The sequence below is a fragment of the Streptomyces sp. CA189 genome, from assembly GCF_056428985.1.
On record NZ_JBWJVM010000002.1, the window covers coordinates 110,093 to 136,523 of the forward strand.

25 protein-coding genes, 1 tRNA gene, 1 pseudogene and 1 riboswitch are annotated in these 26,431 nt (G+C 72.9%); of the genes and pseudogenes, 16 read left to right on the plus strand and 11 right to left on the minus strand.

The window, feature by feature from the left end:
- Positions 1–35: 35 nt before the first annotated feature.
- The 3 genes from AC061S_RS02765 to AC061S_RS02775 are packed head-to-tail and all read right to left on the minus strand — an operon-like array spanning position 36 to position 2,106.
- Positions 36–737, minus strand: coding sequence for a class I SAM-dependent methyltransferase (locus AC061S_RS02765; RefSeq protein WP_478684182.1), 702 nt, complete (start codon positions 735–737; stop codon positions 36–38).
- The gene (locus tag AC061S_RS02770) at positions 734–1,357 is read right to left on the minus strand and encodes a TIGR04282 family arsenosugar biosynthesis glycosyltransferase (protein ID WP_478684183.1); all 624 of its coding nucleotides are present in this window, start codon (positions 1,355–1,357) and stop codon (positions 734–736) included. The genes AC061S_RS02765 and AC061S_RS02770 overlap by 4 nt, the downstream gene beginning before the upstream one ends.
- Positions 1,354–2,106 carry a glycosyltransferase family 2 protein gene (locus AC061S_RS02775; protein WP_478684184.1) on the minus strand — a complete coding sequence of 251 codons (753 nt, stop codon included), beginning with the start codon at positions 2,104–2,106 and terminating at the stop codon, positions 1,354–1,356. Before AC061S_RS02775 ends, AC061S_RS02770 begins: the two co-directional genes overlap by 4 nt.
- A gap of 123 nt (positions 2,107–2,229) precedes the next feature.
- Between AC061S_RS02775 and AC061S_RS02780 the strand changes: the two genes are divergently transcribed.
- Positions 2,230–2,994: a response regulator gene (locus tag AC061S_RS02780; RefSeq protein WP_478684185.1), complete on the plus strand. Its 765-nt coding sequence runs from the start codon at positions 2,230–2,232 to the stop codon at positions 2,992–2,994.
- On the plus strand, positions 2,991–4,136 hold the full coding sequence (locus AC061S_RS02785) for a sensor histidine kinase (protein ID WP_478684186.1): 1,146 nt from the start codon (positions 2,991–2,993) through the stop codon (positions 4,134–4,136). Before AC061S_RS02780 ends, AC061S_RS02785 begins: the two co-directional genes overlap by 4 nt.
- A 169-nt stretch (positions 4,137–4,305) precedes the next feature.
- Here AC061S_RS02785 and AC061S_RS02790 read toward each other — a convergent pair whose 3' ends face one another.
- Positions 4,306–5,328 (minus strand): NAD-dependent epimerase/dehydratase family protein, encoded by a 1,023-nt coding sequence (locus AC061S_RS02790; RefSeq protein ID WP_478684187.1) that lies wholly within the window; start codon positions 5,326–5,328, stop codon positions 4,306–4,308.
- Positions 5,329–5,597: 269 nt separating this feature from the next.
- Between AC061S_RS02790 and AC061S_RS02795 the strand changes: the two genes are divergently transcribed.
- Together AC061S_RS02795 and AC061S_RS02800 are read left to right on the plus strand one after the other, a co-directional pair.
- Entirely contained in the window at positions 5,598–5,951 is a 354-nt protein-coding gene (locus tag AC061S_RS02795) for a DUF805 domain-containing protein (protein ID WP_478684188.1), read from the plus strand.
- A 233-nt stretch (positions 5,952–6,184) separates the two neighbouring features.
- Complete coding sequence (locus AC061S_RS02800) at positions 6,185–8,404, plus strand: NADP-dependent isocitrate dehydrogenase (RefSeq protein WP_478684189.1); 2,220 nt, start codon at positions 6,185–6,187, stop codon at positions 8,402–8,404.
- A gap of 118 nt (positions 8,405–8,522) precedes the next feature.
- Here the strand turns inward: AC061S_RS02800 and AC061S_RS02805 are convergent, their stop codons facing one another.
- On the minus strand, positions 8,523–8,975 hold the full coding sequence (locus AC061S_RS02805) for a hypothetical protein (protein ID WP_478684190.1): 453 nt from the start codon (positions 8,973–8,975) through the stop codon (positions 8,523–8,525).
- 489 nt (positions 8,976–9,464) lie between these two features.
- Between AC061S_RS02805 and AC061S_RS02810 the strand changes: the two genes are divergently transcribed.
- The 4 genes from AC061S_RS02810 to AC061S_RS02825 all read left to right on the plus strand — a co-directional run bounded on the left by AC061S_RS02810 (position 9,465) and on the right by AC061S_RS02825 (position 15,213).
- Positions 9,465–11,180 (plus strand): glycoside hydrolase family 71 protein, encoded by a 1,716-nt coding sequence (locus AC061S_RS02810; RefSeq protein ID WP_478684191.1) that lies wholly within the window; start codon positions 9,465–9,467, stop codon positions 11,178–11,180.
- Between the two features lie 96 nt (positions 11,181–11,276).
- Positions 11,277–11,417: riboswitch (cobalamin riboswitch) on the plus strand.
- A gap of 43 nt (positions 11,418–11,460) precedes the next feature.
- Complete coding sequence (locus tag AC061S_RS02815; protein WP_478684192.1) at positions 11,461–13,239, plus strand: ribonucleoside triphosphate reductase; 1,779 nt, start codon at positions 11,461–11,463, stop codon at positions 13,237–13,239.
- Positions 13,236–13,874, plus strand: a complete 639-nt coding sequence (locus tag AC061S_RS02820; RefSeq protein WP_478684193.1) for an anaerobic ribonucleoside-triphosphate reductase activating protein — start codon at positions 13,236–13,238, stop codon at positions 13,872–13,874. The genes AC061S_RS02815 and AC061S_RS02820 overlap by 4 nt, the downstream gene beginning before the upstream one ends.
- A gap of 91 nt (positions 13,875–13,965) precedes the next feature.
- Positions 13,966–15,213 (plus strand): aminotransferase class V-fold PLP-dependent enzyme, encoded by a 1,248-nt coding sequence (locus tag AC061S_RS02825; RefSeq protein WP_478684194.1) that lies wholly within the window; start codon positions 13,966–13,968, stop codon positions 15,211–15,213.
- A gap of 5 nt (positions 15,214–15,218) precedes the next feature.
- Here AC061S_RS02825 and cobF read toward each other — a convergent pair whose 3' ends face one another.
- Positions 15,219–15,971, minus strand: a complete 753-nt coding sequence (gene cobF / locus AC061S_RS02830; protein WP_478684195.1) for a precorrin-6A synthase (deacetylating) — start codon at positions 15,969–15,971, stop codon at positions 15,219–15,221.
- A gap of 18 nt (positions 15,972–15,989) precedes the next feature.
- On the opposite strand from cobF, the gene AC061S_RS02835 reads away from it, so the two are divergent.
- From AC061S_RS02835 to AC061S_RS02850, 4 genes are read left to right on the plus strand one after another with little or no spacing between them, the layout of a single operon-like run.
- The gene (locus AC061S_RS02835; RefSeq protein WP_478684196.1) at positions 15,990–16,745 is read left to right on the plus strand and encodes a (Fe-S)-binding protein; all 756 of its coding nucleotides are present in this window, start codon (positions 15,990–15,992) and stop codon (positions 16,743–16,745) included.
- Positions 16,742–18,229 (plus strand): lactate utilization protein B, encoded by a 1,488-nt coding sequence (locus AC061S_RS02840; protein ID WP_478684197.1) that lies wholly within the window; start codon positions 16,742–16,744, stop codon positions 18,227–18,229. Before AC061S_RS02835 ends, AC061S_RS02840 begins: the two co-directional genes overlap by 4 nt.
- Positions 18,226–18,858, plus strand: a complete 633-nt coding sequence (locus AC061S_RS02845; RefSeq protein ID WP_478684198.1) for a LutC/YkgG family protein — start codon at positions 18,226–18,228, stop codon at positions 18,856–18,858. The genes AC061S_RS02840 and AC061S_RS02845 overlap by 4 nt, the downstream gene beginning before the upstream one ends.
- A gap of 4 nt (positions 18,859–18,862) precedes the next feature.
- Positions 18,863–19,252, plus strand: coding sequence for a VOC family protein (locus AC061S_RS02850; RefSeq protein WP_478684199.1), 390 nt, complete (start codon positions 18,863–18,865; stop codon positions 19,250–19,252).
- A 98-nt stretch (positions 19,253–19,350) separates the two neighbouring features.
- On the opposite strand, the gene AC061S_RS02855 is transcribed toward AC061S_RS02850, so the two are convergent.
- Positions 19,351–19,890, minus strand: a complete 540-nt coding sequence (locus AC061S_RS02855; RefSeq protein WP_478684200.1) for a DUF309 domain-containing protein — start codon at positions 19,888–19,890, stop codon at positions 19,351–19,353.
- 119 nt (positions 19,891–20,009) lie between these two features.
- On the opposite strand from AC061S_RS02855, the gene AC061S_RS02860 reads away from it, so the two are divergent.
- Both AC061S_RS02860 and AC061S_RS02865 read left to right on the plus strand, forming a co-directional pair.
- A tRNA-Pro gene (locus AC061S_RS02860) sits at positions 20,010–20,083 on the plus strand.
- Between the two features lie 196 nt (positions 20,084–20,279).
- Positions 20,280–21,029, plus strand: a complete 750-nt coding sequence (locus AC061S_RS02865) for a hypothetical protein (protein ID WP_478684201.1) — start codon at positions 20,280–20,282, stop codon at positions 21,027–21,029.
- A gap of 5 nt (positions 21,030–21,034) precedes the next feature.
- Here the strand turns inward: AC061S_RS02865 and AC061S_RS02870 are convergent, their stop codons facing one another.
- Both AC061S_RS02870 and AC061S_RS02875 read right to left on the minus strand, forming a co-directional pair.
- Positions 21,035–22,219, minus strand: coding sequence for a PP2C family protein-serine/threonine phosphatase (locus AC061S_RS02870; RefSeq protein WP_478684202.1), 1,185 nt, complete (start codon positions 22,217–22,219; stop codon positions 21,035–21,037).
- Positions 22,220–22,440: 221 nt separating this feature from the next.
- Positions 22,441–22,848, minus strand: a complete 408-nt coding sequence (locus tag AC061S_RS02875) for a RidA family protein (protein ID WP_478684203.1) — start codon at positions 22,846–22,848, stop codon at positions 22,441–22,443.
- A gap of 108 nt (positions 22,849–22,956) precedes the next feature.
- Here AC061S_RS02875 and AC061S_RS02880 point away from each other — a divergent pair, with 108 nt between their 5' ends.
- Positions 22,957–23,337 carry a winged helix-turn-helix transcriptional regulator gene (locus AC061S_RS02880; protein WP_478684204.1) on the plus strand — a complete coding sequence of 127 codons (381 nt, stop codon included), beginning with the start codon at positions 22,957–22,959 and terminating at the stop codon, positions 23,335–23,337.
- Between the two features lie 93 nt (positions 23,338–23,430).
- On the opposite strand, the gene AC061S_RS02885 is transcribed toward AC061S_RS02880, so the two are convergent.
- Positions 23,431–23,784, minus strand: a complete 354-nt coding sequence (locus tag AC061S_RS02885) for a phospholipase domain-containing protein (RefSeq protein ID WP_478684330.1) — start codon at positions 23,782–23,784, stop codon at positions 23,431–23,433.
- 6 nt (positions 23,785–23,790) lie between these two features.
- Positions 23,791–24,294, minus strand: a pseudogene (locus AC061S_RS02890) (alkaline phosphatase family protein); the annotation flags it as partial.
- Between the two features lie 233 nt (positions 24,295–24,527).
- On the opposite strand from AC061S_RS02890, the gene AC061S_RS02895 reads away from it, so the two are divergent.
- Positions 24,528–26,378 carry an ABC transporter ATP-binding protein gene (locus AC061S_RS02895; RefSeq protein WP_478684205.1) on the plus strand — a complete coding sequence of 617 codons (1,851 nt, stop codon included), beginning with the start codon at positions 24,528–24,530 and terminating at the stop codon, positions 26,376–26,378.
- The last annotated feature ends 53 nt before the right edge of the window (positions 26,379–26,431 follow it).

Genomic DNA, 26,431 nt, shown 5'->3' on the forward strand with positions numbered 1-26,431 from the left:
CCCCGGCGCCGGGGGACCGGCCGCCGCCCCCCGGCCTACGGGGCTGCGGCCCCGCGCGTCAGTACGGTGAAGGACCGGCCCGCCGCCGTCCAGTGCCCGGCCGGGGCCCAGTCCGCGGCCGCCGCGTGCCGGGCCAGGGCAGCCGGGCCGACGCGGGCCCAGGGGAACGGCGCCCCGAGGCCGCCGCTGCCGTCGGCCACCCGGACCTCGCAGCGTTCGTCCACGTCGGCCCCGGCCTCCGCCTGCGCGCACTCCACGATCAGCGAGCCGGTCACCGCGAGCAGCTCGGCGGTCCGGCGCAGCAGCGCGGCGGGGTCCCCGCCGATGCCGATGTTCCCGTCGATGAGCAGTGCCGTGTCCCAACGGCCTTCCCCCGGGAGGGAGTCGAAGACCGACCGGTGCAGGGCGGCGCCGCCCGCGCGGGCGGTCCGGGCCACCGCCTCCGGGCTGACGTCGATGCCCAGGGCCCGGTGCCCCCGGGCGGCGAGCGCGGCCACCAGCCGGCCGGGGCCGCAGCCGATGTCGAGGACGGCGCCCCGGCAGCGGCCCAGCACCGTCCGGTCGGCGCCGTCCGGAGCCTCGCACCAGCGCTCCACGTCCAGCGGGAGCAGCCATCCGTCGCCCCGCCGCAGGTAGAGCGGCCCCCGGCCGCGGCGCAGGGCCACCGTGTACGGATCGGCCGACCAGGCGGTGACCGGGCCGCCGGCCCGGGCCCCGCCCGAGGTGAGCGTGGTCATCGCAGGACCGGCCGGGTGATGCCCGCCAGGCGCGCGGCGAAGGCGCCCGCCGGGGCCCCGGCGGCGACCAGGCGGGCGTCCTCGGCGGTGTCGACGTCGCGCAGGAGGGGGAGCCGGCCGGTGCGCAGCCCGGCCGCGCGCAGCCGTTCGTACTGGACCGCACCCGTCTCGGGGACGGACATCGGTACGCCGCGCAGCAGCGCCGGGTCCGGGACGGCCAGCCCGAGCGCCCAGAACCCGCCGTCGACGGCGGGCCCGAACCAGGCCCCGTACGCCGACCAGTCGACGTCCAGCAGCTCCGGCGTGACCTGCGGGGTGTCCATGCCGATCAGCAGTGCAGGCCCGCTGCAGGCCGCGAACGCGGCGGCGAGCCGCAGGTCCAGGCTCCCGGCGCACTGCGGGACCACCTCGAAGCCGGGCGGCAGCCACGGTCCGGGCCGGCCCTCCAGGACCAGGACCCGGCGCCGCGCGGGGGCCGCGGCCACGGCGGCGAGGGTGTCGGCGAGCGCGGCCTCGGCCAGCGCGGCCGCCTCGGCCGGGGTGAACGGTGGGGTGAGCCGGGTCTTGACCCGGCCCGGGACCGGCTCCTTCGCGATCACCAGCAGCGTGGTCGTGCTCATCGCGCACCGCCGGAGGGCGCACCGCCGGAGGGCGCGTCCGCACCGGCCCGGCCGGCCGGCCGATCGCCGGCCGCCCGATCGCCGGTCGGCTGGGCCAGCACCCGGCTCATGTCGCGCACCGCCTGCCAGGTGCCCCGCCAGGTGCCCGTCACCTTCGACTTCCCCGAGCGCGGCAGGTAGGGCACGTCCACCTCCCGGATCCGCCAGCCCGCGTCCGCGGCCCGGACCACCATCTGCAGCGGGTAGCCGGAGCGCCGGTCCGACAGGTCCAGCCCGAGCAGGCCCTCCCGCCGCGCGGCCCGCATCGGGCCCAGATCGCGCAGCCGCAGCCCGGTCCGCCGGCGCAGCAGCCGGGCCAGCGCCAGGTTCCCGGCCCGGGCGTGCGCGGGCCAGGCGCCGCGGCCCTGCGGACGGCGCCGGCCGAGCACCAGATCGGCCTCGCCCGCGGCGACGGCCGCCACGAAGCCGGTCAGCAGCCCGGGGTCCATCGAGGCGTCGCAGTCGCAGAAGCAGACGACCTCCGCCTCCGCGGCGAGCAGCCCGGCATGGCAGGCGGCGCCGAAGCCGCGCCGGGACTCGGTGACCACGGTCGCGCCGAGCTCCCGCGCGAGCTCGGCGGAGCCGTCGGTGGAACCGTTGTCCACGACCAGGGCCCGCCAGCCGGCCGGGATGCGCGCGAGGACCCAGGGCAGGGCCTCGGCCTCGTTCAGACAGGGAAGTACGACGTCTACCGTCACGGTTTCGCTCACGGTTTCACCGTAGGAACCGGGGCCCCGCAAAAGGGCCGTGGACTCCTTACGAAACGCGGACGTCGCCCCCATGGACGCGGTCCGGGGTCCGGGCGGGCGCCCGTGGGTGGGAAGCTGGCCGGTATGAGCAGCAGAGGCGATGGCGGTGGCGGTGGCGGTGCGGAACCCGCGCCCGCGCGGATCCTGGTCGTCGACGACGACCCGACGGTGGCGGAGGTCGTCACCGGCTACCTGAGGCGGGCCGGCTACACGGTGGAGAGCGTCGCCGACGGCCCGGCGGCCCTCACCCGCGCCGGGCTGATCCGGCCGGACCTGGTCGTACTGGACCTCATGCTGCCAGGTCTGGACGGGCTGGAGGTCTGCCGCAGGCTCCGTGCGACGGGCCCGGTGCCCGTGATCATGCTGACCGCGCGGGGCGACGAGGACGACCGGATCGCGGGACTGGAACTGGGCGCCGACGACTACGTCACGAAACCGTTCAGCCCGCGCGAGCTGGTCCTGCGGGTCACCTCCGTGCTGCGGCGCGCGGCCGCCGCCGGGGCCGCGGCCGCCACGGGGGCGGGCGCTGCGGAGCCCCGGCTCACGGGGGCCGGGATCACGCTCGATCCGGCCACCCACCGGGCCGCCAAGAACGGACGCGAACTGGCCCTCACCGTCCGCGAGTTCGACCTGCTCGCACACTTCCTCCGGCATCCCGGGCAGGCGCACGGGCGGGAGGAGCTGATGCGCGAGGTGTGGGGCTGGGACTTCGGGGACCTGTCGACGGTGACGGTGCACGTACGCCGCCTGCGCGCCAAGGTCGAGGAGGACCCGGGGCGGCCGAAGCTGATCCAGACGGTGTGGGGCGTCGGCTACCGCTTCGAACCGGGCGAGGCGGCCGCGGCGTGAAGGACATACTGCTCATCGCGCTGTTCGCGTTCGGCGGGGCGGTGTGCGCGGGGGCGCTCGGCGCGGTCGTGCTGAGGCTGGTGCGGCACCGGTCGGTGGCGGTGTCCCTGGCGGTGATCGCCGCCGTGACGGTCACCGCGATGCTGGCCGGGACGCTCGCAGTGGCCCAGGCGATGTTCCTCTCCCGGCACGACCTCGGGGTGGTCACCCTGGTCGTGGCGATGGCGGCGGTGGTCTCACTGGCCGTGGCGCTGCTGCTGGGCCGGTGGGTGGTGGCCCGGAGCCGGGAACTGTCACGGGCCGCACGGGACTTCGGTGACGGCGGCAGCTTCGCGGCGCCACCCGGGCTGGCGACCGCCGAACTGGCCTCGCTGTCAAGGGAGTTGGCGGCGACGAGCGAGAAGCTAGCAGTGTCCAGGCAGCGGGAGCGGGCGTTGGAGACCTCGCGGCGCGAGCTGGTGGCCTGGATCTCGCACGATCTGCGGACCCCGCTGGCGGGGCTCCGGGCGATGTCCGAAGCGCTGGAGGACGGCATGGCGGAGGATCCGGCGCGGTACCACCGGCAGATCCGCACCGAGGTGGACCGGCTGAACTCCATGGTCGGGGACCTCTTCGAACTGTCCCGCATCCACGCGGGGGCGCTGGCGCTGAGCCCGAGCCGGATGTCCGTGTACGACCTGGTCGGCGACGCGCTGTCCGGGGTGCACCCGCTGGCGCGGGAGCGCGGGGTGCGGCTCGACGGCGGTGCGGTGGACCGGGTGCCGGTGGAGGTGGACGGCAAGGAGATGACGCGGGTCCTGGCCAACCTGCTGATCAACGCGATCCGGCACACGCCGACGGACGGCACGGTGGCGATCGCGGCCTCTGTCCGGGCGGACGGGGGCGCGGTGGTGGTCTCCGTGACGGACGGCTGCGGCGGGATCCCGGCGGAGGACCTGCCGCGGGTCTTCGACACGGGGTGGCGGGGCATCCCGGCGCGGACGCCGCCGGCGGGGGTGGCATCGGTGCCGGCGCCTCCGGCTGGGGCGGGGCTGGGGCTGGCGATCGTACGGGGCATCGTCGAGGCGCACGCGGGGCGGGCGGCGGTGCGGAACGTTCCCGGGGGGTGCCGCTTCGAGGTGACCCTGCCGGTGCCGGCCTGAGCCCGGGCCGGCCGGGCCGGTGGTGCTTCCCGTCGTGGGCGGGCGCGGCGCCGTTGCCGAGGGCCGGCCCCCGGACCCCCGCGCCTCAAACGCCGGCGGGGCTGGATTTGGCCGGCGTCAGCCTGGATGCGCGGGCCCGAAGGGGCTGGATGCGGGCGAGGGGGTCGGGTCAGGGAGCGGGGCGTTGGGTGGCGTGCGCGAAGTCCGTCATGCCCTTCGTGAAGTCGACGTCGGGGCGCCAGCCCAGGTCCGTGCGCAGGCGGTGGGAGTCGGCCGTGATGTGGCGGACGTCGCCCAGGCGGAACTCGCCGGTGACGACGGGGGCGGGGCCGCCGTGGGCCGTGGCCAGGGCGGTGGCCATCTCGCCCACCGTGTGCGGGGTTCCGCTGCCGGTGTTGTACGCGGTGCACACGCCGAGCGGCGTCGAGGCCTCCAGGGCCAGGGCGTTGGCCTCCGCGACGTCCGTCACGTGGACGAAGTCCCGCCGCTGGCCGCCGTCCTCGTACACCTGCGGGGCCTCGCCGCGCGCCAGCGAGGAGCGGAAGAAGGAGGCCACCCCCGCGTACGGGGTGTCGCGCGGCATCCCCGGGCCGTACACGTTGTGGTAGCGCAGCGACACCGCCCGGCCGTCCACGCACCGCGCCCAGGAGGCCGCCAGGTGCTCCTGGGCCAGCTTCGTGGTCGCGTACACGTTGCGCGGATCCGTCGGCGCGTCCTCCGCGACCAGCCCCGGCGCCAGCTCCGAGTCGCAGTCGGGGCAGCGCGGTTCGAAGTGGCCGGCGGTCAGGTCCGCGGCGCGGCGCGGGCCCGGGCGGACCACCCCGTGGCGCGGGCACTCGTACCGGCCCTCCCCGTAGACCACCATCGAGCCGGCGAGGACCAGGTCCCGGACCCCGCCGTCGGCCATCGCGGCCAGCAGCACCGCCGTGCCGAGGTCGTTGTGGGAGACGTACGCGGGGGCGTCCGCGAAGTCCTTGCCGAGCCCGACCATCGCGGCCTGATGGCAGACGGAGTCCACCCCGCGCAGGGCGGTGCGCACGGCCTCGGGGTCGCGGACGTCGGCCCGTACGAACTCGCCGCCGTCCGGCGGGGGGACGAGGTCCAGGACGAGGGGGTCGTGGCCCCGAAGGCGCAGAGAGGTAACGATGTGGGAGCCGATGAACCCGGATCCGCCGGTGACGAGTACGCGCATGACCGGGACGCTACGGAATGCGGGCGGCGGTCGGGGGTTCCCACGCCTGCCGTAAGACTTCCGTCAGCTCATTCCGTCACGGTCGGTGAATATTTGGCGTCGATGAGGCTCAAGCTGCGGCCGGTACCCGTGTGTTTAGGCCATCGAGTGCTGAAAAGTGACCATTTTGCTGCCCAGTGAACTGGCTTGACCGCGACGTAAGCGGGGCATAAGTTCTGCCCCGGCTTGCTCCGTCCGGGTGGGCCGGAACGTCATCCTCAGGGGGACCCATGCACTACTTCACCGATGTGGTCAAGCGGTACGCCGACTTCAACGGCCGTGCCCGGCGCCAGGAATACTGGATGTACACGCTCATCTACGTGGCGCTGCTGATCGTCGTCATGATCGTCGACCTCACGCTCAGCACCTACCCGCTGCTGTATGCGCTCCTCGCGCTCGGCCTCTTCCTCCCCTCGCTCGCGGTGGGCGTCCGTCGCCTCCACGACCAGGGCAAGTCCGGCTGGTGGGTGCTGGTCGGCATCATCCCCTTCGTCGGCTGGATCTGGGCGATCGTCCTGATGGCGACCGAGGGCGACCCGAACCCGAACCAGTACGGCCCGAGCCCGAAGGCCGTGCACGCCTGAGCGGGTCCGTAACCGGTAGCGCCTGAGCGTCGCCCTGGCTGAAAGCAGCCGGTGGCGGCGCTCTCGCCGTTCCGGGCCGGGTCCGGCGGTCCCGACGGTCCCGGCCACCGAGCGTGACGCGCGTCTCCCACGGGCTTGCCCCCGGGGGCTGTCCAGACCGGCCCGATCACGAGATATCTTGATGTCGAGCAATGTTGCAGACGAGAGACGCAGACTGTGGAGCGGAGCATCCGGTGACTGACTCGACCATCATCTACACGCACACTGACGAGGCCCCGGCCCTCGCGACGTATTCCTTCCTGCCTGTCATCCAGGCGTACGCGTCGACGGCCGGTGTGAATGTCGAGACCCGTGACATCTCCCTGGCAGGTCGGATCATCGCCAGCTTCCCCGAGTACCTGGAAGAGGGCCAGCGGATCGCGGACGCCCTCGCCGAACTCGGCGAACTGGCGAAGACCCCGGGCGCCAACATCATCAAGCTGCCCAACGTCTCGGCGTCGATCCCGCAGCTCAAGGCGGCGGTCGCCGAGCTCCAGGGCCAGGGCTACGCGCTTCCGGACTACCCGGACGACCCGAAGAGCGACGAGGAGCGCGAGAACCGCGCCCGTTACGACAAGATCAAGGGCAGCGCCGTCAACCCGGTCCTGCGCGAGGGCAACTCCGACCGCCGCGCCCCCGCCTCGGTCAAGAACTACGCCAAGGCGCACCCGCACCGCATGGGCGCCTGGACCAGCGAGTCGAAGACGAACGTCGCCACCATGGGCGAGAACGACTTCCGCTCCACCGAGAAGTCCGCCGTGATCGCCGAGGCCGGCACGCTGCGCATCGAGCACGTCGACGCCGACGGCGCCGTCACGGTGCTGCGCGACTCCGTACCGGTCCTCGCGGGCGAGGTCGTGGACGCGTCCGTCCTGCACGTCGACGCGCTGCGCACCTTCCTGAACGACCAGATCGAGCGCGCCAAGGCCGAGGACGTCCTGTTCTCCGTGCACCTCAAGGCCACGATGATGAAGGTCTCCGACCCGATCGTCTTCGGCCACGTGGTCCGCGCCTTCTTCCCGAAGACCTTCGCCCGCCACGGCGAGGCCCTGGCGGCCGCCGGCCTGTCCCCGAACGACGGCCTCGGCACCATCCTGAACGGCCTGGGCGCGCTGCCCGACGCCGACGCGATCAAGGCCTCCTTCGACGCCGAGATCGCCGAGGGCCCGGCCCTCGCGATGGTCGACTCCGACAAGGGCATCACCAACCTGCACGTTCCGTCCGACGTCATCGTCGACGCCTCGATGCCGGCCATGATCCGCACCTCCGGCCACATGTGGGGCCCGGACGGCGCCGAGGCCGACACCCTGGCGGTCCTCCCGGACAGCAGCTACGCCGGTGTCTACCAGGTCGTCATCGACGACTGCCGCGCGCACGGCGCGTACAACCCGTCCACGATGGGCTCGGTGCCGAACGTCGGCCTCATGGCCCAGAAGGCCGAGGAGTACGGCAGCCACGACAAGACCTTCGAGCTGGCCGCCGCCGGCACCGTCCGCGTCGTCGACGCCTCCGGTGCCACGGTCCTGGAGCAGGAGGTCGCCGCCGGCGACATCTTCCGCGCCTGCCAGACCAAGGACGCGCCGATCCAGGACTGGGTCAAGCTCGCCGTCACCCGCGCCCGCGCCACCGGCGTCCCGGCCGTCTTCTGGCTCGACGAGGGCCGTGCGCACGACGCGCAGCTGATCGCCAAGGTCAAGACGTACCTGGCCGACCACGACACCGACGGTCTGACCATCGAGATCCTGTCGCCGGTCGAGGCCACCGCGTACTCCCTGGAGCGCATCCGCCGCGGCGAGGACACCATCTCGGTGACCGGCAACGTGCTGCGCGACTACCTGACCGACCTGTTCCCGATCCTGGAGCTGGGCACCAGCGCCAAGATGCTCTCGGTCGTCCCGCTGATGAACGGCGGCGGCCTCTTCGAGACCGGCGCCGGCGGCTCCGCCCCGAAGCACGTCCAGCAGCTCGTCAAGGAGAACTACCTGCGCTGGGACTCCCTCGGTGAGTTCCTCGCGCTGGCCGTCTCCTTCGAGCACCTCGCCACCACCACCGGCAACGCCCGCGCCCAGGTGCTGGCCGACACCCTGGACCGGGCGACGGGCACCTTCCTCAACGAGGACAAGTCGCCGAGCCGCAAGCTGGGCGGCATCGACAACCGCGGCAGCCACTTCTACCTCGCCCTGTACTGGGCGCAGGAGCTGTCGCGGCAGACCGAGGACCCGAAGCTGGCCGCGGCGTTCGACCCGCTCGCCAAGACGCTGGCCGAGTCCGAGGAGAAGATCGTCGGCGAGCTCATCGCCGTGCAGGGCGCCCCGGCGGAGATCGGCGGCTACTACCAGCCCGACGCCGCCAAGGCCTCGGCGATCATGCGGCCGTCCGCGACGCTGAACGCGGCGCTCGCGCTCCTCGGCTGACGCCCGCGAGGGCTGAAGTCCGCCGGGGCTGAGGTCCCGCAGGGCTGAGGCCCACCGCTTCCACGGGTCCGCCCCGGTCGGCAGTCGCCGACCGGGGCGGACCCGTTTCCGCGCCCGGTCAGAGCGGGTGCACGTGTTCCGGTGCGAAGGCCAGCGGGTCGCGCCCGGCGGCCAGGATCCGCAGCCCGGGAGCCACGGCGAGCAGCTCGCGCAGCCAGTCCAGGGCTTCGGACGCGAGATGCTCGCAGCCGTCGAGGACGAGCAGCATGTCGCGCTCGGCCAGCCACGATGCCGCGTTCGACGTCCCGCACGGCAGGAACGGCATGCCCGGTACGCAGCCCAGCGCGGCCGTCAGGTCGCGGACCCCGAACCGCTGGTCCATGGAGACCACGGCGACGCCGTCGTAGAAATTGGACGCGAGCCGTTGCCCGATCTCCCGCACCAACAGGCTCCTGGGCTCGCGGAACCGTCCGGTGACGGTCAGTACCTTGCCCCGCCGCACGGCGGTGAAAAGACGGGACAGCTCTGTGGAGGTCGCCGGGAACGTACCGGCGCCTCTGGAATCCCTCATCGGCACGATGCCCCCCAACATGCGTGACCATTCGCGGCAAGAGGGTCGTTTCAAGCCGCATGAAGACGATTATGCGCCACTTTCTTCGAAAGGCCAGGGGAATTCCCCATTCCGGTGAAATGCCCGTGCCGCCCGGTGATCGCAGCAGTTGTACAGGTCACATGCCTTTGTCCAACCGCGGCGCCGGCGGTGACTGGACCTGGCGGTACCGCCTCCGGAAACGCCCGCGGGCGCACGGCGTCGCGCTCGACCTCGTCGGTCCGAAGAACGCACGCGGGAGGTCGGCGACGGCGACCACACCTACGCCCACCCCGAGTTCGACACCGACCGCAACGCCCGGCACGACGTGGACCCGCCCCACTACGGTAGCCCCGCCGCCCCGTCCCGTCCCCCGGGGAACGGTTGTCCGGGGGCCCGGAATCCGCTGTACTGCTGCTGTGCGGCCCGAGACGCGGGCATGGCGCGGGCATATTCGGGGGAGGGGTCAGGATGAGTGCGGACCGGCGTCGGGCAGGGCGGGGCGCGAGACCCGCGTCGCACCGGCGCCGTGCGGGCTTCCGGCGTCGAAGACCCCTGCTGAGCCTCCTCCTGTCCGCCTTCCTCCTCGTGGGCGTCTGCGCCGCGACGGGGATCGCCTGGGAACCCCGTACCGTCGCCGACGCGCGGGTCCGCCCGGCACCGGGCCCGGCCGGCGTCCTGCCCGGTAACCTCGGCGACAGCCCCGCGCCCGTCGCCACCGGCCCCACTGCCACCGGACCGGGCACCACCGCCCCGCAGAGCCCGGACGGGAAGGTCCCGGACCCGAAGGCCCAGGGGTCCGGTACGGACGGAGGGGCCCGCCCCACCGGAGCCCTGCCGTTCGACCTGCCCCAGCCGGCCGCCCTGCGCTCCGGAGCCGCCGGCGAGAAGCTGGTCTTCGCCCACTACTTCACCCCGTACCCGCTCTCCCTCGACAACGCGAGCCCCGACGCCGACTACTACACCCGCAACTACCTGAAGCCCGACGGCGAGAACGGCAAGCACCGGCGCTACGGCGGCCTGCTGCGCGACCGGCCGCCGCCCGTCCAGCCCAAGGCCGGGGGCTGGGAGCTCGCCAACCTCCAGCAGGAGGTCCGCACCGCCCGCGCCGCCGGCATCGACGGCTTCACCCTCGACCTGCTCTCCCTCTCCGGGAAGAACCTCGAACGCTGCAAGCTGCTGATGGAGGCCGCCCGTTCGGTGGACCCGGCCTTCAAGGTCATGCTGATGCCGGACATGACCTCTCTGGACACCGACGACCCGCGCGTGCTCGCCGACCTCCTCGCGGACCTCGGCAGGGCCCCGGCCGCCCACCGGCTCCCCGACGGGCGGCTGGTCGTCTCGCCGTTCAAGGCGGAGCAGAAGAGCGTCGCCTGGTGGACCCGGGTCATCGACGACCTGAAGTCCCGGCACGGCATCCGCACCGCCTTCGTTCCGCTCTTCCTCGACTTCGGCGCGCACAGCGGCGAGTTCGAGCCCATCAGCCACGGATTCTCCGAGTGGGGCAGCCGCAGCTACGTCGGCCAGGAGAGCTCCACGCGCGACGTACGGCGCGCCCACGCCGCCGGCAAGATCTGGATGCAGCCCGTATCGGTCCAGGACGCCCGGCCCAACCAGGGCGTCTACGACGAGGCGGGCAACACCGCGACCCTGCGCGCCACGTGGAACCGTGCCATCGAGGACGGGGCCGACTGGGTCCAGCTCACCACCTGGAACGACTACAGCGAGGGCAGCCAGTTCGCGCCCTCCCTGCACAACGGCCACGCCTACCTGGACCTTTCCTCGTACTACCTCACCCGGTTCAAGACGGGCGGCTGGCCGAAGATCGTCCGGGACACGCTGTACCTGAGCTCGCGCACCCAGTTCGCCGCCGCCGCCCCGAGCGGCGGCCAGTCCCTCGTGATGTCGCTGCGGGGCGGCAGCGCCGCGGCCCGGGACACGGTGGAGGTGCTGAGCTTCCTGACCGCGCCCGCGAGCATCCGTACGGCCGTGGGGGCGGCGCGGGACACGCACGCGGCCCCGGCCGGGGTCCACTCCGAGCTGCTGCCCCTGAGTCCGGGCGCCGGGTCCGCGGCCGTGGTGCGGGACGGCGGGGCCGGGGCCCGGGTGGAGCTGCGCTACCGGGTGGACCGCGCGGTGGAGGTCCAGGACCTCCAGTACTACGCGGCCACCAGCGGCCGGAGCTGAGTCCGCAGAGGCTGAAGTCCGCAGGGGCTGAAATCCCTTGGTTCGGGACCTTCGTCACCCCATATGTAGTGGTGGCACTCTGCTGTCGCATCTATATGTAGTGTTGGCCCTGCCGGTTCGGCGGGGCCTCTCCCCGACCGAGGCAACAGGGAACCCGGTGGGAATCCGGGACTGCCCCGCAACGGTGAGTCCGCCACGGCGGACGAGTCCGACACCTGCCGGCATGGGCTGTGAAAAGGGCCCGCCATTCTTCCGTGCCGAGCCCCGTGGGAGGGCTGCCGTGACTGCTGTCGTCAATGCCGTAGAGACCGTGACCGAATACCTGGACCGCCGGGACTGGCGGGTGAACGCCAACGCCAACCAGGGATATTCGCTCGGCGGACTCATCCTCAACGCCGCCGGCAAGGTCACCGCCAACTACTGGCTGGAACAGGTCTATCCCGCCGCCGTGGCGCGCGCCCACCGCGACGGCGACTTCCACATCCACGACCTGGACATGCTCTCCGGCTACTGCGCCGGCTGGTCCCTGCGCACCCTGCTGACCGAGGGCTTCAACGGGGTACCCGGACAGATCGACTCCGCCCCGCCCAGGCACCTGTCCTCGGCCGTGGGCCAGATCGTGAACTTCCTCGGCACCCTGCAGAACGAATGGGCGGGCGCCCAGGCCTTCTCCTCCTTCGACACCTACCTCGCCCCCTACGTCCGCCTCGACGCGATGAGCTATGACCAGGTCAGGCAGTGCGTCCAGGAGCTGGTGCACAACCTGAACGTGCCCTCGCGCTGGGGCACCCAGACCCCCTTCACCAACCTCACCTTCGACTGGACCTGCCCCGAGGACCTGCGCGAGCAGATCCCGGTGGTCGCGGGGGAGGAGACCGGATTCACCTACGGCGAGCTCCAGGCCGAGATGGACCTGATCAACCGGGCGTACCTGGAGGTGATGACGGAAGGCGACGCCACCGGGCGGGTGTTCACCTTCCCCATCCCGACCTACAACATCACCCGGGACTTCCCCTGGGAGAGCGAGAACGCCGAGCGGCTCTTCGCGATGACCGCCAAGTACGGGCTCCCGTACTTCCAGAACTTCATCAACTCCGAGCTCGAACCGAACATGATCCGCTCCATGTGCTGCCGGCTCCAGCTCGACCTGACCGAGCTCCTCAAACGCGGCAACGGCCTCTTCGGCAGCGCCGAGCAGACCGGCTCGCTCGGCGTGGTCACCCTCAACTGCGCCCGCCTCGGGCACCTTTGCTCGGGTGACGAGCCACGGCTGATGGCCGAGGTGGACCGGCTGTGCGAGCTCGCCAAGGACAGCCTCGAACTCAAGCGGATCACCGTCCAGGACCTGATCGACGGCGGTCTCTTCCCGTACACCAAGCGGTACTTGGGCACCCTGCGCAACCACTTCTCCACCATCGGCGTCAACGGCGTCAACGAGATGGTCCGCAACTTCAGCGGGGACGCCCACGACATCACCGCGCCCGAGGGCCACGCCCTCGCGGTCCGCCTCCTGGACCGGGTCCGGGCCCGGATGGTCGACTTCCAGGAGAGCACCGGCCACCTCTACAACCTGGAGGCCACCCCGGCCGAGGGCACCACGTACCGCTTCGCGAAGGAGGACCGGGCCCGCTTCCCCGGCATCCTCCAGGCCGGCACCGACGCCAACCCGTACTACACCAACTCCTCGCAGCTTCCGGTCGGCTGGACCGACGACCCCTTCGAGGCGCTGGAGCGCCAGGACGAACTGCAGGGCAAGTACACGGGCGGCACCGTCCTGCACCTGTACACCCCCGAGCGGATCCCGACGGCGGAGGCCTGCCGCAAGCTGGTCCGCCGCTCGCTGGAGACCTTCCGGCTGCCGTACCTGACGGTGACCCCGACCTTCTCCATCTGCGCGGACCACGGCTACCTGGCGGGAGAGCAACCCGAGTGCCCCACGTGCGGGGCGGCGTGCGAGGTGTGGACCCGGGTCATGGGTTACCACCGCCCGGTGTCCTCCTTCAACATCGGCAAGAAGGGCGAACACGCCGAGCGCGTCCACTTCAAGGCCGCGGTGTGAGCGCCGCCGCCGAGACCGGTGCCGCGACCCCGCCCGAGGTCGTCCGCATCGGCGGCTGGTCCCGGATGTCCACCTGCGACTGGCCCGGCCGGCTGGTCACCACCGTCTTCTGCCAGGGCTGCCCCTGGCGCTGCGGCTACTGCCACAACCCCGGCCTGCTGCCCGCCCGGGCCCCCGCCGCCGTCTCCTGGGACGAGGTGCTCGGCCACCTCGCCCGCCGTACGGGGCTGCTCGACGGGATCGTCTTCTCGGGCGGGGAGCCGCTGCTCCAGCGCGGTCTGCCGCAGGCCGTACGGGAGGCCCGCGCGCTGGGCCTGGAGGTCGGCCTGCACACCGGGGGAGCCTTCCCCCGGCGCCTGGCCCGGCTGCTGGACGCGGGCCTGCTCGACTGGGTCGGCTTCGACGTCAAGGCTCCGCCCGGCCGCTACGAGCGGGTCACCGGCATCGGCCACGCGGCCGCCTCGGCGGAGCGCAGCCTGCGCCTCCTGCTCGCCTCGGGGGTGCCCCACCAGCTCCGCACCACGGTGGACCCGGCCCTCCTGGGCCCGCCCGCCCTGGCAGAGCTGGACGCCTGGCTCGCGGACCTGGGCGCACGGCCCACCCACCGCCAGGCCGTGCGCCCACCGGCGGCCTGAGCGCCTCGATGGCCGTAGGAGGGGCTGTCGCTCCGGTTGGCGGCGGGGCATGATCGGGCCGACAGCCGAGCCGCACCCACGGAGGCCCTACGTGACCCACTCCGCCGAGCCGACCGACCGCGCCGACCGCACCGACCGCACCGACCGCGTCGACCCCGCAGACGCCGCCGGGCAGGCCGCGGCCGCCGCACGCGGCGGGTCCGTACGCCGCCCCGCCGAATTCCCGGGCGGGCGGGAGCTGTTCCGGCTCTCGCCCGAGGTCGGCCACCTGAACCACGGGTCGTTCGGCGCGGTGCCCCTCCCCGTGCAGGAGGCGCAGGCCGCCCTCCGGGCCCAGGCGCACGCCGACCCCGACGCCTTCTTCGTCGGCGTCGCCGACCGGCTCGTCGAGGCCCGGACCCGGATCGCCGCCCGGCTCGGCGCGGACCCGGACGGGCTCGCCTTCGTGTCCAACGCCACCGAGGCCGCCAACGTGGCCCTCGACGCCGTGGAGTTCGCCGCCGGCGACGAGATCCTGGTCACCGACCACGGCTACGGCACGGTCGTCGCGGCCGCCGCCCGGCGCGCCCCGCTCACCACCGTGGCCCTGGGCACCGACCTCCCCGACGAGGACGCCGTACGGGAGACCGTGCTGGCCGGGGTCACCCCGCGGACCCGGGTCGCCGTACTCGACCACATCAGCTCGCCCACCGCCCGGCTCATCGCCTCGCCGCGGCTGCTCGCCGAACTCGCCGAGCGGGGCATCACCACCATCGTGGACGGCGCCCACGCTCCCGGCATGATCCCCGACCCCCTGGGCGGGGGCGCCGACTTCTGGTTCGGCAACCTCCACAAGTGGGCCTACGCCCCGTCCGGCACCGCGCTGCTGTCCGTCGCCCCGCACCACCGCGACCGGGTCCGGCCGCCGGTGCCCTCCTGGGAGGCGCACTACGGCTTCCCACGCTCCGTGGAGAACCGCGCCACCTTCGACTACACCGGCTGGCTCGCCGCCCCGTACGGGCTCGACCTGCTGGAAGAGCTCGACCCCGGCAAGGTACGGGCCCACAACAGCGCCCTGGCCGCCTACGGCGCGGCCCTGCTCGGCGAGATCCCCGGGATCGCCCCGCTCCCGCACACCGAGGGCCTCGCCCTGCGCACGCTGCGGCTGCCGCCCGGGGTGGCCGAGACCCCGGACGCTGCCCAGGCACTGCGCGAGCGGATCGCGGCCGAGCAGCGGATCCGGGTCCTGATCTGGCCCTGGCCGGGCGGCGGCGGGATCCGGGTGAGCGGGCAGATCTACAACCGGGCCGAGGAGTACGAACGGCTCGCCGAGGTACTGCCCGCCTACCTCCGCCAGTAGACGGCCTAGCCGCGCCGGAGCAGGTACGTGTCCATGATCCAGCCCTTGCGGGCGCGGGCCTCGGTGCGCAGCTCCTCGATCCGGCCGGCGACCTCCGCCAGCTTCCCCGAGACCAGGATCTCGTCGGGGGTGCCCACGTACGCACCCCAGTAGATGTACAGGTCCTGGTCGAGGTGGGCCGTGAAGGCGTGCCGGGCGTCCAGCATCACCACCACGTCGTCCACATCGGCCGGCCAGCCCTCCGCGAGCCGGCGCCCGGTGGTGATCTGGACCGGACGGCCCACCCGGTTGAGGTTGGTGCGGTGGCGGGCCAGCAGCGAGGAGATGCTGCTGATGCCGGGCACCACCTCGTGCTCGAAGGCGACCCGGCCCTTCTCCAGCACCTCGTCGAGGATCGCGAGGGTGGAGTCGTAGAGCGAGGGGTCGCCCCACACGAGGAACGCGCCCGTCTCCCCCTCCGCCAGGTCCTCGGCGATGAACCGCTCGAAGAGCTCGGCCCGCGCGCTGCGCCAGCCGTCCACCGTGGGGGTGTAGTCGGAGGGCGTCCGGTCGCGGTCGGGATCGCGGCCCTCCACCAGCCGGTGTCCGGGGCGGGCGTGCGCGTCGAGCATCGCGCGCCGCAGCCCGGTCAGATCCGCCTTCTCCTCGCCCTTCTCCAGGATGAGGAATGCGTCCGCCGCGCCGATCGCCTTGACCGCCTGGAGGGTCAGGTGGTCCGGGTCGCCCGCGCCTATGCCGATCACTGAGAACTTCTTCACCGGGCTATTCTGCCCGTCATGCGCGTCGCCCTGTTCGTCACCTGCGTCAACGACGCGCTCTACCCGCGGACGGGCATCGCCGTCGTCCGCCTCCTGGAGCGGCTCGGGGTCACCGTGGACTTCCCCGCCGCGCAGAGCTGCTGCGGGCAGCCGCAGTACAACACCGGCTACCGGCGCGAGGCCGAACCGCTGGTCCGCCGCACCGCCGAGGCCTTCGCCGGCCACGCGTACGTGGTCACCCCCTCGGGCTCCTGTGCCGCCATGATCCGCTCCCACTACCCCCGGATCGGGCGGGCGGCCGAGGCGGAGGGGCGCGGCCCGGGGCTGGCCGCGCTCGCCGAAGGCCTCGTACCGCGCGTGTACGAGCTCACCGAGTTCCTGGTCGACGTCCTCGGGGTGACGGACGTGGGCGCGTACTTCCCGCACACCGTCACCTACCACCCGTCCTGCCACGGCCTGCGGGGCCTCGGACTCGGCGACCGGCCCCGGCGGCTGCTGGCCGCCGTACGCGGCCTGGAACTGCGCGAACTGCCGGGCGCCGAGGAGTGCTGCGGCTTCGGCGGGACCTTCGCCGTCAAGAACCCCGACGTATCCGCCGCGATGGGCACCGACAAGACCGCCCACGCGGTGTCCACGGGCGCCGAGGTGCTGTGCGGGGCCGACAACTCCTGCCTCGCCCACCTGGACGGCATCCTGCGGCGCCAGGGCGCCCCGCTGCGGGCCCTGCACCTCGCCGAGATCCTGGCCGCGACGGAAGAGGAACCCCTCACATGACGGGCACGTACCTGGGCATGCCAGCCTTCCCCGACGCGGCCCGCGAGGCCGTGGGGGACGAGGTGCTGCGCGCCAACCTCCGCCACGCCACGCACACCATCCGCGACAAGCGGGCGCGGGCCGTCGCCGAACTGGAGGACTGGGACCGGCTGCGCGCGGCCGGCAAGGCGGTCAAGGACCACACGCTGGCACATCTCGACCGCTACCTGCTCCAACTGGAGGCGTCCGTCACCGCCGCGGGCGGCACCGTCCACTGGGCGGCCGACGCCGACGAGGCCAACCGCATCGTGACGGACCTGGTCAGGGCCACCGGGGAACGGGAAGTCGTCAAGGTCAAGTCCATGGCCACCCAGGAGATCGGCCTCAACGAGGCCCTGGAGGCGGCCGGGATCGCCGCGTACGAGACCGACCTCGCCGAACTCATCGTCCAGCTCGGCCACGACCGGCCCTCCCACATCCTCGTCCCGGCCATCCACCGCAACCGCGGCGAGATCCGCGACATCTTCGCCGCGGAGATGGGCGGCTGGGGCCGTCCGGCCCCCGAGGGACTGGGCGACGACCCGCGCGAGCTCGCCGAAGCCGCCCGGCTGCACCTGCGCGAGAAGTTCCTGCGCGCCAAAGTCGCCGTGTCCGGCGCCAACTTCATGGTCGCCGAGACCGGCACCCTGGTCGTCTTCGAGTCCGAGGGCAACGGCCGGATGTGCCTGACGCTGCCCGAGACCCTGATCTCCGTGGTCGGCATCGAGAAGGTGGTCCCGACCTTCCGGGACCTGGAGATCTTCCTCCAGACGCTGCCCCGTTCCTCGACGGCCGAGCGGATGAACCCGTACACGACCATGTGGACCGGGCTGGGGCCGTCGAAAGGGGCCGACGGCGACGGCCCCTCCGTCTTCCACCTCGTCCTCCTCGACAACGGCCGCACCGACACCCTCGCCGACGAGGTGGGCCGCCAGGCCCTGCGCTGCATCCGCTGCTCCGCCTGCCTCAACGTCTGCCCGGTGTACGAGCGCGCCGGCGGACACGCCTACGGCTCCGTCTACCCCGGCCCGATCGGCGCCATCCTCAGCCCCCAGCTCCGGGGCACCGGGAGCGAGATCGACGCCACCCTGCCCTACGCCTCCACCCTGTGCGGGGCCTGCTACGAGGTCTGCCCGGTCGCCATCGACATCCCCGAGGTACTGGTCCACCTCCGCGAACGCGTGGTCCAGGGCGGCCCGGTGACCCGCGAGGGCATCCGGGTCCGGATCCGCCCCGCCGACGGCCACACCGCCGAACGGGCCGCCATGCGGGCCGCCCGGCTCCTCCTCGACCGTCCCGGCGCACTGCGCGCCGGGGAGCGGCTGCTGGCCCGCGCCCGCCGGCTGCGGCCGCGCCGGCTGCCGGGGCCCGGGCGGGCCTGGACGGACAGCCGGGAGCTGCCCGAGCTCCCGGAGCGCTCGTTCCGCGACTGGTGGGCGGCGCGCGAGAAGGAGGCACGCCCGTGAGCGCCAAGGAGCTCATCCTGGCCCGCATCCGCCGGGCCCTGCCCGAGCCGCGCCCGGACGCCGAGATCCCCCGGGACTACCTCCCGGTCCACGGCGCCCGCACCCCGGCCGAGACCGCCGACCTGCTCGCCGCGAACCTCGCGGAGTACCGGGCGAAGGTCCACCGGGTCGACGAGGACGGCCTCGCCGGGCTGCTGGCCCGCCTCCTCGCCGAACGGGGCGCGTCCTCGGTGCTCGTACCGCCCGGGCTGCCGCCGCACTGGCTCGCGGCGGCCGACCCGACGCGGATCCATGACCTGGCGGCCTCCACCCCGTACGAACTGGACGCGGTGGACAGTGTGGTGACGGGCTGCGCCCTGGCGATCGCCGAGACCGGCACGATCGTCCTCGACGGCGGTCCGGAGCAGGGACGGCGCCGGATCACGCTCGTCCCGGACCACCACATCTGCGTGGTCCGGGTCCCCGGCCAGGTGGTGGACTCCGTCCCCCGCGCGCTGCCGCTGCTGGACCCCACCCGTCCCCTGACCTGGATCTCGGGCCCCTCCGCCACCAGCGACATCGAACTCGACCGGGTGGAGGGCGTGCACGGCCCGCGCACCCTGGAAGTGGTCCTCCTCGGCGCACAATGAGGCCATGCCCTCCCACCTCGCCCTCACCGCCCTCGTGGTCCACGACTACGACGAGGCCATCGACTTCTACACCCGCGCGCTCGGCTTCGACCTCGCCGAGGACACCCCGCGCCCGGACGGCTCCCGCTGGGTCGTGGTCCGCCCGCCGGGCGCCAAGGAGTCCGCCCTGCTCCTGGCCCGCGCCAAGGACGAAGCCCAGCGCTCGCGCGTCGGCGACCAGACGGGCGGCCGGGTCGGCTTCTTCCTCTACACCGACGACTTCGCCGCCGACCACGCCCGGATGACCGCCGAGGGCGTCCGCTTCCTGGAGGAGCCGCGCCACGAGGCGTACGGCTCGGTCGCCGTGTTCCAGGACCTCTACGGAAACCGCTGGGACCTCCTCCAGCCGGCGTAGCCACCTGGCCGGGCGTTGGGCGGGGACGACCCGAAGGCGCCGGTGTTCCGGCCCCGGAGGGCGCCCGGGCCGGAGCGTCCGCCGCCGCCGCTCCGGGCTCAGGCCGGGCCGGGTCCGCCCGTGAGGTGCGGGGCCTCGGCCGCCGCGTCGACGGCCTCTCCGGCCTCCACCCGCGCCGCCAGCTCCCGGGCCCACCGGACCAGCCCGGCGATGTCCATCCCGTACGGGGGCCCGGCCCCTGGGGCGGCCGGATCTCCGGCCGCGTCTCCGGCCGCGTCTCCGGCCGCGTACAGCCCGGCCAGGGCGGAGGCTCCGCGGCGCAGCAGCCGGGCGCCGCCGACGGCGTTCCCGCGCGCGGAGTGCGTCAGGCCGACCGCCAGCTGCGCCAGCGCCCGCCACAGCGGCGCCTCGGCCCCGGGTCCGGATTTCCAGGCGTCCTCGAACACCTCGTGCGCGTGGAACGGCATCCCCGCGTCCAGCAGCCGCTGCGCCTGCGCCACCGTCTCCCCGGGCGAGCGCACCACTCCCTCGGGCTGCCGCTCCACCCCTTGCGCCCCGTAGGGCAGCGGCCGCCCCAGCCCGTCCCTGGGCCGCGCGTTCCGCGCCCGCCCCTCACCGTCCCGATCCCGTGCGTTCACCCCTTCATCCTCTCTTCCTCCTCCCTCCCGCCGTAAACCGGTGCATGGACACCCCTCGGCGTGGGGTAATGTTCTGCATGTGCCGCCGAGACGGGGGAAACCCCAGATCAGAAGCACATCGGGACGTGGCGCAGCTTGGTAGCGCACTTGACTGGGGGTCAAGGGGTCGCAGGTTCAAATCCTGTCGTCCCGACTTTGCTTTATGCAGGTCGGAGGTCGTCTTCTCAGAAATGGGAAGGCGACCTTTCGTGTGTTCGGGGCCTTGACGGTGTGCCGAGGGCGGGTCTCCGGGACTCCTGGGTGGAACCGGCGGCCCTCCGACCTGGTTGACCAGCGGGTGACGGGGGCCGACGGCAGCCTGCTCCAGCGAGCGCGACGCCCAGGGCAGGGTGAGGCTCCGTCAGTGCACCCGGCTCTCGCGCAAGCCGGACACGGGGCGCTACGCCTACGACGTGCTCGGCCGCCGGGTCGCGAAGCGGCGGATGATGCCGGACGGTGTCACCGTGTCGGGGGAGGTCGCCTTCGTCTGGGACGGCATGACCTTGTGCGAGCAGACGACCACCGCACCGGACCAGCCGCACGCGGTCACCCTGACCTGGGGCCACGACGGCCTCCAGCCGCTAGCCCAGACCGAGAAACCGGCCGACGCGGACGGGCGGGAGATCAAACCGGTCGAGCTGCGCTCCGACGCGAAGAACAAGGGAAACCGAATGCGAACCAGCGAGGCCGATCTCGTCGAGCTCATCCGGGGCAGCGGCCTCGAGGCGGAAGAGGTCCAGGGAAACGACCCCGGCCCCTCGGTCGACGCGGCCTGGCGTGCCATGGCGGGATTCGGCGTGGAGCCCGGCGCGTCCTTCCCCCTGAAGGGAGACCTCGCAGGAGTCCACGAGCTGTGGCTCGAACACGCACGTCGAGGCCATGTCATCGGTGCGGACGGGACGTTCCTCCTCACGGCGGTCGTGACCGGAAGCTGCGGAGTCGGCTGGGTCCGTGTACGCCTCACGGACACCGCCGACGTGTCCCGGCTCGTCGACGACCAGGGACGCATCGAGTTCATCGCCCGCTCCCGGTCCGGCGACCACATCTGCGGGATCACCGCGGAGGAGTACGACTACTGGATCATCACTCGGAGCCTCTGAGCTTCTCAGGCGGGGTGGGACGGACGGGGGCGCAGGCGCGCGGCGAGTACGGCGACGTCGTCCTCGGCGTGCTGGGCGTCGAGTCCGGCGCAGACCGCGTCCACCACCTCCGAGAGGCTCGTCCGGGAGCCCAGGCGCAGGGCCGCGAGCCTGGCCAGTGAGGTGTCGATGTCCTCGCTGCGCCGCTCCACCAGGCCGTCCGTGTACAGCAGCAGGGTCTGGTCCGCGGTGATCGGCCGGGCGAGGGCCTCGTAGCCACCGACGCCGGTGCCCAGGGGCGGGCCGACCGGTACGTCCAGGAGTTCGCCGGTGCCGTCGCGGGTGAACAGGGCGGGCGGCAGGTGCCCCGCGCTGGAGTAGAGGGCCATGCCGCGGGCCGGGTCGATGCGGACGAGCAGGCAGGTCGCGGGCCTGCGGGTGTCGTCCGACGCGGACAGGGAGTCCAACTGGCGCAGGACCCGGTGCGGGGCGAGATCGGTGGAGGCGACCTCGCGCAGCACGGACCGGTAGGCGTTCATGTCGACCGCGGCCTCCAGGCCGTGTCCCATCACGTCCCCGACGGCGAGGAGGGTGCGGCCGAAGTGCAGGCGGATCGTCTCGAACCAGTCGCCGCCGACCAGGGCGCGGGCCCCGAGGGGCAGGTAGCGGCTGGCGATCTCCAGGTTCGGGTGGGGCCGTCCGGGTTCCGCGACCAGGGCGCGTTGCAGATCGAGTGCGGTCCTCTCGGTCGCCGCGAGGCGCCGGGCATGGCCGAGGTGGATGGCGGCCAGGCGCGCGGCGAAGTGCAGGGTCGCCAGCTCGTGGTCCCCGTATTCTCCCCGCGTGCGTGTGGTGAGGAGCCTGCCGTACAGCTCGCCCCGGGCGGTCAGCGGTACGGAGGCGACGTACGTGCGGGCGGCACCGACGCCCGCGGTCCACGTTTCCAGGGGATGGCCGCGGTCCAGCGCCCGGACCAGCGGCGCGCCTTCGGCGGCGGACCCGTCCAGGAGGGCCGTCGCGCCGGCCACCGCCACGCGTTCGGTACGGGTGCCGTGGCGGGTCAGGTCCACCGCCGCGGCGTCGGACAGCGTGCGGAACAGGAACCCGGCCAGCTCCCGGCAGGTCTGCCGTTCGTCGGGGAAGGTTCCGATCTGCTCCAGGGCCTCCTCCATGGAGCGCAGCCGCGCCTCCAGCCCGCCCTGTTCCGCCACGTGCCTCCTTCGCCCGCCACCCGTCGCCCTACTGCCGTGGAAGGCATTTCATCAGCCCGCCCGGCTTGCGGGCGCCAACGCGGCGGGTGTTGCCGGACGGGGACTTCGTCCGGCAACACCCGCGGTGCGGCGAGGCGTAGGAGAGGTCGCCCATGACGGTGTCGGGAACTGGGCCGGGATCGGGGAAACGCAGGGCGAACACGCGCCGTCTTCTGCCGGATTCAGCCGATGACCGCCGTGGCCTCGATCTCGACCAGGTGCTCGGGTACGTCGAGTGCCGCGACGCCCAGCAGGCTGGCCGGCGGTACCGGGGCGCTCCCCAGGGCCGCGGCCGCCCGGGTGATGCCTTCCAGCAGCAGGGGCATCTTGTCGGGGGTCCAGTCGACCACGTAGACGGTCAGCTTCGCCACGTCGTCGAAGGAGGCGTCGACCGCGGCCAGGGCGGTGGCGATGTTGACGTAGCACCGCTCGACCTGGGCTGCCAGGTCGTCCTTGCCGATGGTGACGCCGTCGGGGCCCCAGGCGACCTGTCCGGCGATGAAGACCAGCTTCGAGCCGGTCGCGACGGACACCTGGCGGTAGACGTCGACGTCCGGGAGTCCCTTGGGGTTCACCAGAGTTATCGCCATGTCGTGTGCCTCCGTGTAGGGGGGATCGCTCTCTTGTGGTTACTGAGGAACCGTAGGAGAGTGACCGCTGACATGGAAGAACGCACTTTTCGGTGACTGGGGAACCTGATGGTGACCAAGCAGTACAGCGGCTCGCCCGAGGACGCGGACCTCAGGCGCGCGGACTCCCTGGCACGGGAGATCTTCTCGGACGTCGCCAACAAGTGGGCGCTGCTGATCATCGAGGCGCTGGGGGAGCGCACGCTGCGGTTCAGCGAGGTGCGGGGCGAGATCGAGGGCATCAGCCACAAGATGCTCACCCAGAACCTGCGCATGCTGGAGCGCTACGGCCTGATCGAGCGCACGGTGCACCCCGTGGTGCCGCCGCGGGTGGACTACACCCTCACCGAGCCGGGCCGGGCCCTGCGCGTGACGATCGCCGGACTGTGCGACTGGACCCACCGGTACCTCGGCCACATCGAAGCCTCCCGCCACCGCTTCGACGGCTGAAGCCGCAGCCGCAGCCGCAGCCGCAGCTGACGCGCGAAGTGCCCGCGGTGCCGTCCGGAACGGCTCGGCGGGCACTTCGTGGGGCGGGTGCCGTCAGGAGGACTGCTCCGTCAGGATCTCCGGGTCCGACAGGCCCGCCGCGCCGGTCTCGACCTTGCCGGCGAAGCGGCGCAGGAAGCCCGGGGTGCCGGAGGCGGTGACCGTCACGTCGTACCAGCGGCGGGTGTTCTTCAGGGAGACGGTGTGCGTGACGGTGCCGCCCTTGGGGACCGTGAGGCGCTTCGGGCTGCCGCCGTAGGCGTTGGCGACCGTCAGCGTGGCGGTGGTGCCTCCGGCGTTGGTGAGGGTGAGGTTCCCGGTCGCGGCGTTGTGGCGGGCGGTGACCTCGGGGCCGGGGGTGGTGCCGGGGTTGCGGAAGCCGCGCAGGAAGCCGTTGGGGCCGTGCACGGTCAGGTCGGTGGCCCCGGCCGAGTAGGCGGTGTTCCAGGTTCCGCGATCGACTTCCCGGCCCCGGTGGTGTAGGTCCAGGGGGCGTCGGTGCGGTTGCCGGAGGTGACGTAGAAGTGCGCGCCCAGCTCCGGGCTTGTTGAAGGCGCTCTGGCCGCCCGCCCAGTCGTGGTTGAGGCCCTGGAGGAACTCCATGCCGAGGTCTTCGGACGGCGGCCGGAAGGGCAGCGTCTCCTTCGTGCCGTCGGACTGGTGCCAGACGGACTCGCCGCTGGGCAAGGTCACCGGGCGCGGGTCGCCGAAGCCGCGGACACCGCGCAGCGCACCGAAGTAGTGGTCGAAGGAACGATTCTCCTACATGAGCACGACGATGTGCTCGACGTCCGCGATGGAGCCGGTGGTCCCCTGCGCGGGGATGGCGGCGGCGCGGGCGATGCTCTCGCCCAGCATCGTCAGGGCTGTGGTGCCGCCTGCGAGCTGCAGGAAGCGCCGACGATTCAGTTCTGCCATGGCGCGAACGACCTCCGGGGTTGAGGGGTGGCTGAGCACCCCAGCACAGTGCGTCCGGGGTTCCGGCAAGGGAGCCTGGCGTGACGCCGGTCCGTACGCCAGGCGAACGGCGGTCGGGATTCGCGGGCAGGTCGGCCGGTTTTGGGCTACCGGGAGAAAAGGCTTGGACCGTGTGGGCGCCCGTGCGGGACACTCCGCTTTCTGACCAGACGGTCCGAGAAGGCAGGGTTGGGATGGGATCGCCCGAATCGCACGAAAGTTCGCTGAAGGTAAGTCCACCGCGCAGGAGTCCGGTGCTCCTCGCACTTCGTTACTACGGGCGGGAGTTGGTCCGCCTGCGATGGCTGACGGCGCCCGCGATGCTGCTCCCGGCGCTGGGCAACATCGGCATCCACTACATCGCACCGCTGGTCGTCGCGAAGCTCGTCGGCCGGATCGCGGGCGGGGAGGGGGCCGCCGGAGCCGCCGGGGGCGCCCTCGCCTGGGCGATGCCGTACGTCCTCGGCTTCGCCGGGGTCCTGCTGGTCTCGGAGGCGTTCTGGCGCATCGGGCTGCACTGCCTGAACCGCCTCGACGCCCGCGGGATCGAGCAGCTGTACGTCACCGGAATGGACGAACTGTTCGCCAAGGACGCGGCGTTCTTCCACGACAACTTCGCCGGATCGCTGACGAAGCGGGTCCTGAGCTTCGCCTCCCGCTTCGAGGAGTTCGTCGACACGCTGACGTTCTCGGTCATGGGCAGCTTCGTGCCCCTGCTCTTCGCCTCGGTGGTGCTGTGGCAGTACGACCCGCTGCTCGTCGTCGGGCTCCTGACGATGATCGCGATCACGGGGCTGTGCGTGGCGCCCCTGATCCGCCGCCGTCAGGTGCTCGTCGCCCGGCGGGAGGAGGCGATCGCCCGGGTGTCCGGCCACGTGGCGGACAGCCTGATGAACATGGACACGGTCCGGGCCTTCGCCGCCGAATCGCGCGAAGCCGCCGAACACCGCACGCGCGTCGCGGAGTCGCGGCGGCTCACCCTGCGCTCGTGGGACTACGGCAACCTGCGCATCGACACGCTGGTCGCGCCGATGTCCGTGGCGACCAACGTGCTGGGGCTGATGCTCGCCATCGTGCTCGGCGGGGGAGCGCACGGGGTGGAGGCGGTCATCGTCGCCTTCACCTACTACGCGAGCGCGACGCGGATCATGTTCGAGTTCAACCAGATCTACCGCCGCCTGGAGAGCTCGATGACGGAGGCGGCGCAGTTCACCGAGCTGCTGCTGACACCGCCCACCGTGCTCGACCCGGCGGACCCGGAACCGCTGCGGCGCCCGCCGGCCGCCGACGTGCGGTTCGAGCGGGTGATCTTCGGACACGAGGGCGGGAAGCCCCTCTTCGACGGCCTGGACCTGGTCGTGCCCGGCGGGTCGAAGATCGGTCTCGTCGGGCGGTCCGGCGGGGGCAAGACCACGCTCACCCGGCTGCTGCTGCGGATGACGGACATCGACGCGGGCCGGATCCTGATCGGCGGGCAGGACATCAGCCGGCTCGGCCAGGCCGACCTGCGCAGCCTGATCGCCTACGTCCCCCAGGACCCGGCGATGTTCCACCGCACGCTCCGCGACAACATCGCCTTCGCCCGCCCGGACGCCACCGAGGCGGAGATCCGCCGCGCGGCCGAGGCGGCGCACGTCACGGAGTTCGCCGACGGGCTGGCGGACGGCTTCGACACCATGGTGGGCGAGCGCGGGGTGAAGCTGTCCGGCGGGCAGCGCCAGCGGGTCGCCCTCGCCCGGGCGATCCTGCGCGACGCGCCGATCCTGCTCCTCGACGAGGCGACCAGCGCCCTGGACTCCGAGAGCGAGATCCTGGTCCAGGACGCGCTGTGGCGGCTGATGGCCGGGCGGACGGCGCTCGTGGTCGCGCACCGGCTGAGCACGGTCGCCACCATGGACCAGCTCGTCGTACTCGACCACGGACGGATCGTCGAGCAGGGCACGCACCACCAACTGCTCGCCACGGACGGCGCCTACGCGAAGCTGTGGCAGCACCAGTCGGGCGGCTTCATCGACGACACGGCCGCGCGGGCAGACCTGCGCTGAACGAGGGGCGGGCGGGTGCCGTCGTAGCCACGGGTGCCGTCGTACCGGCGGGT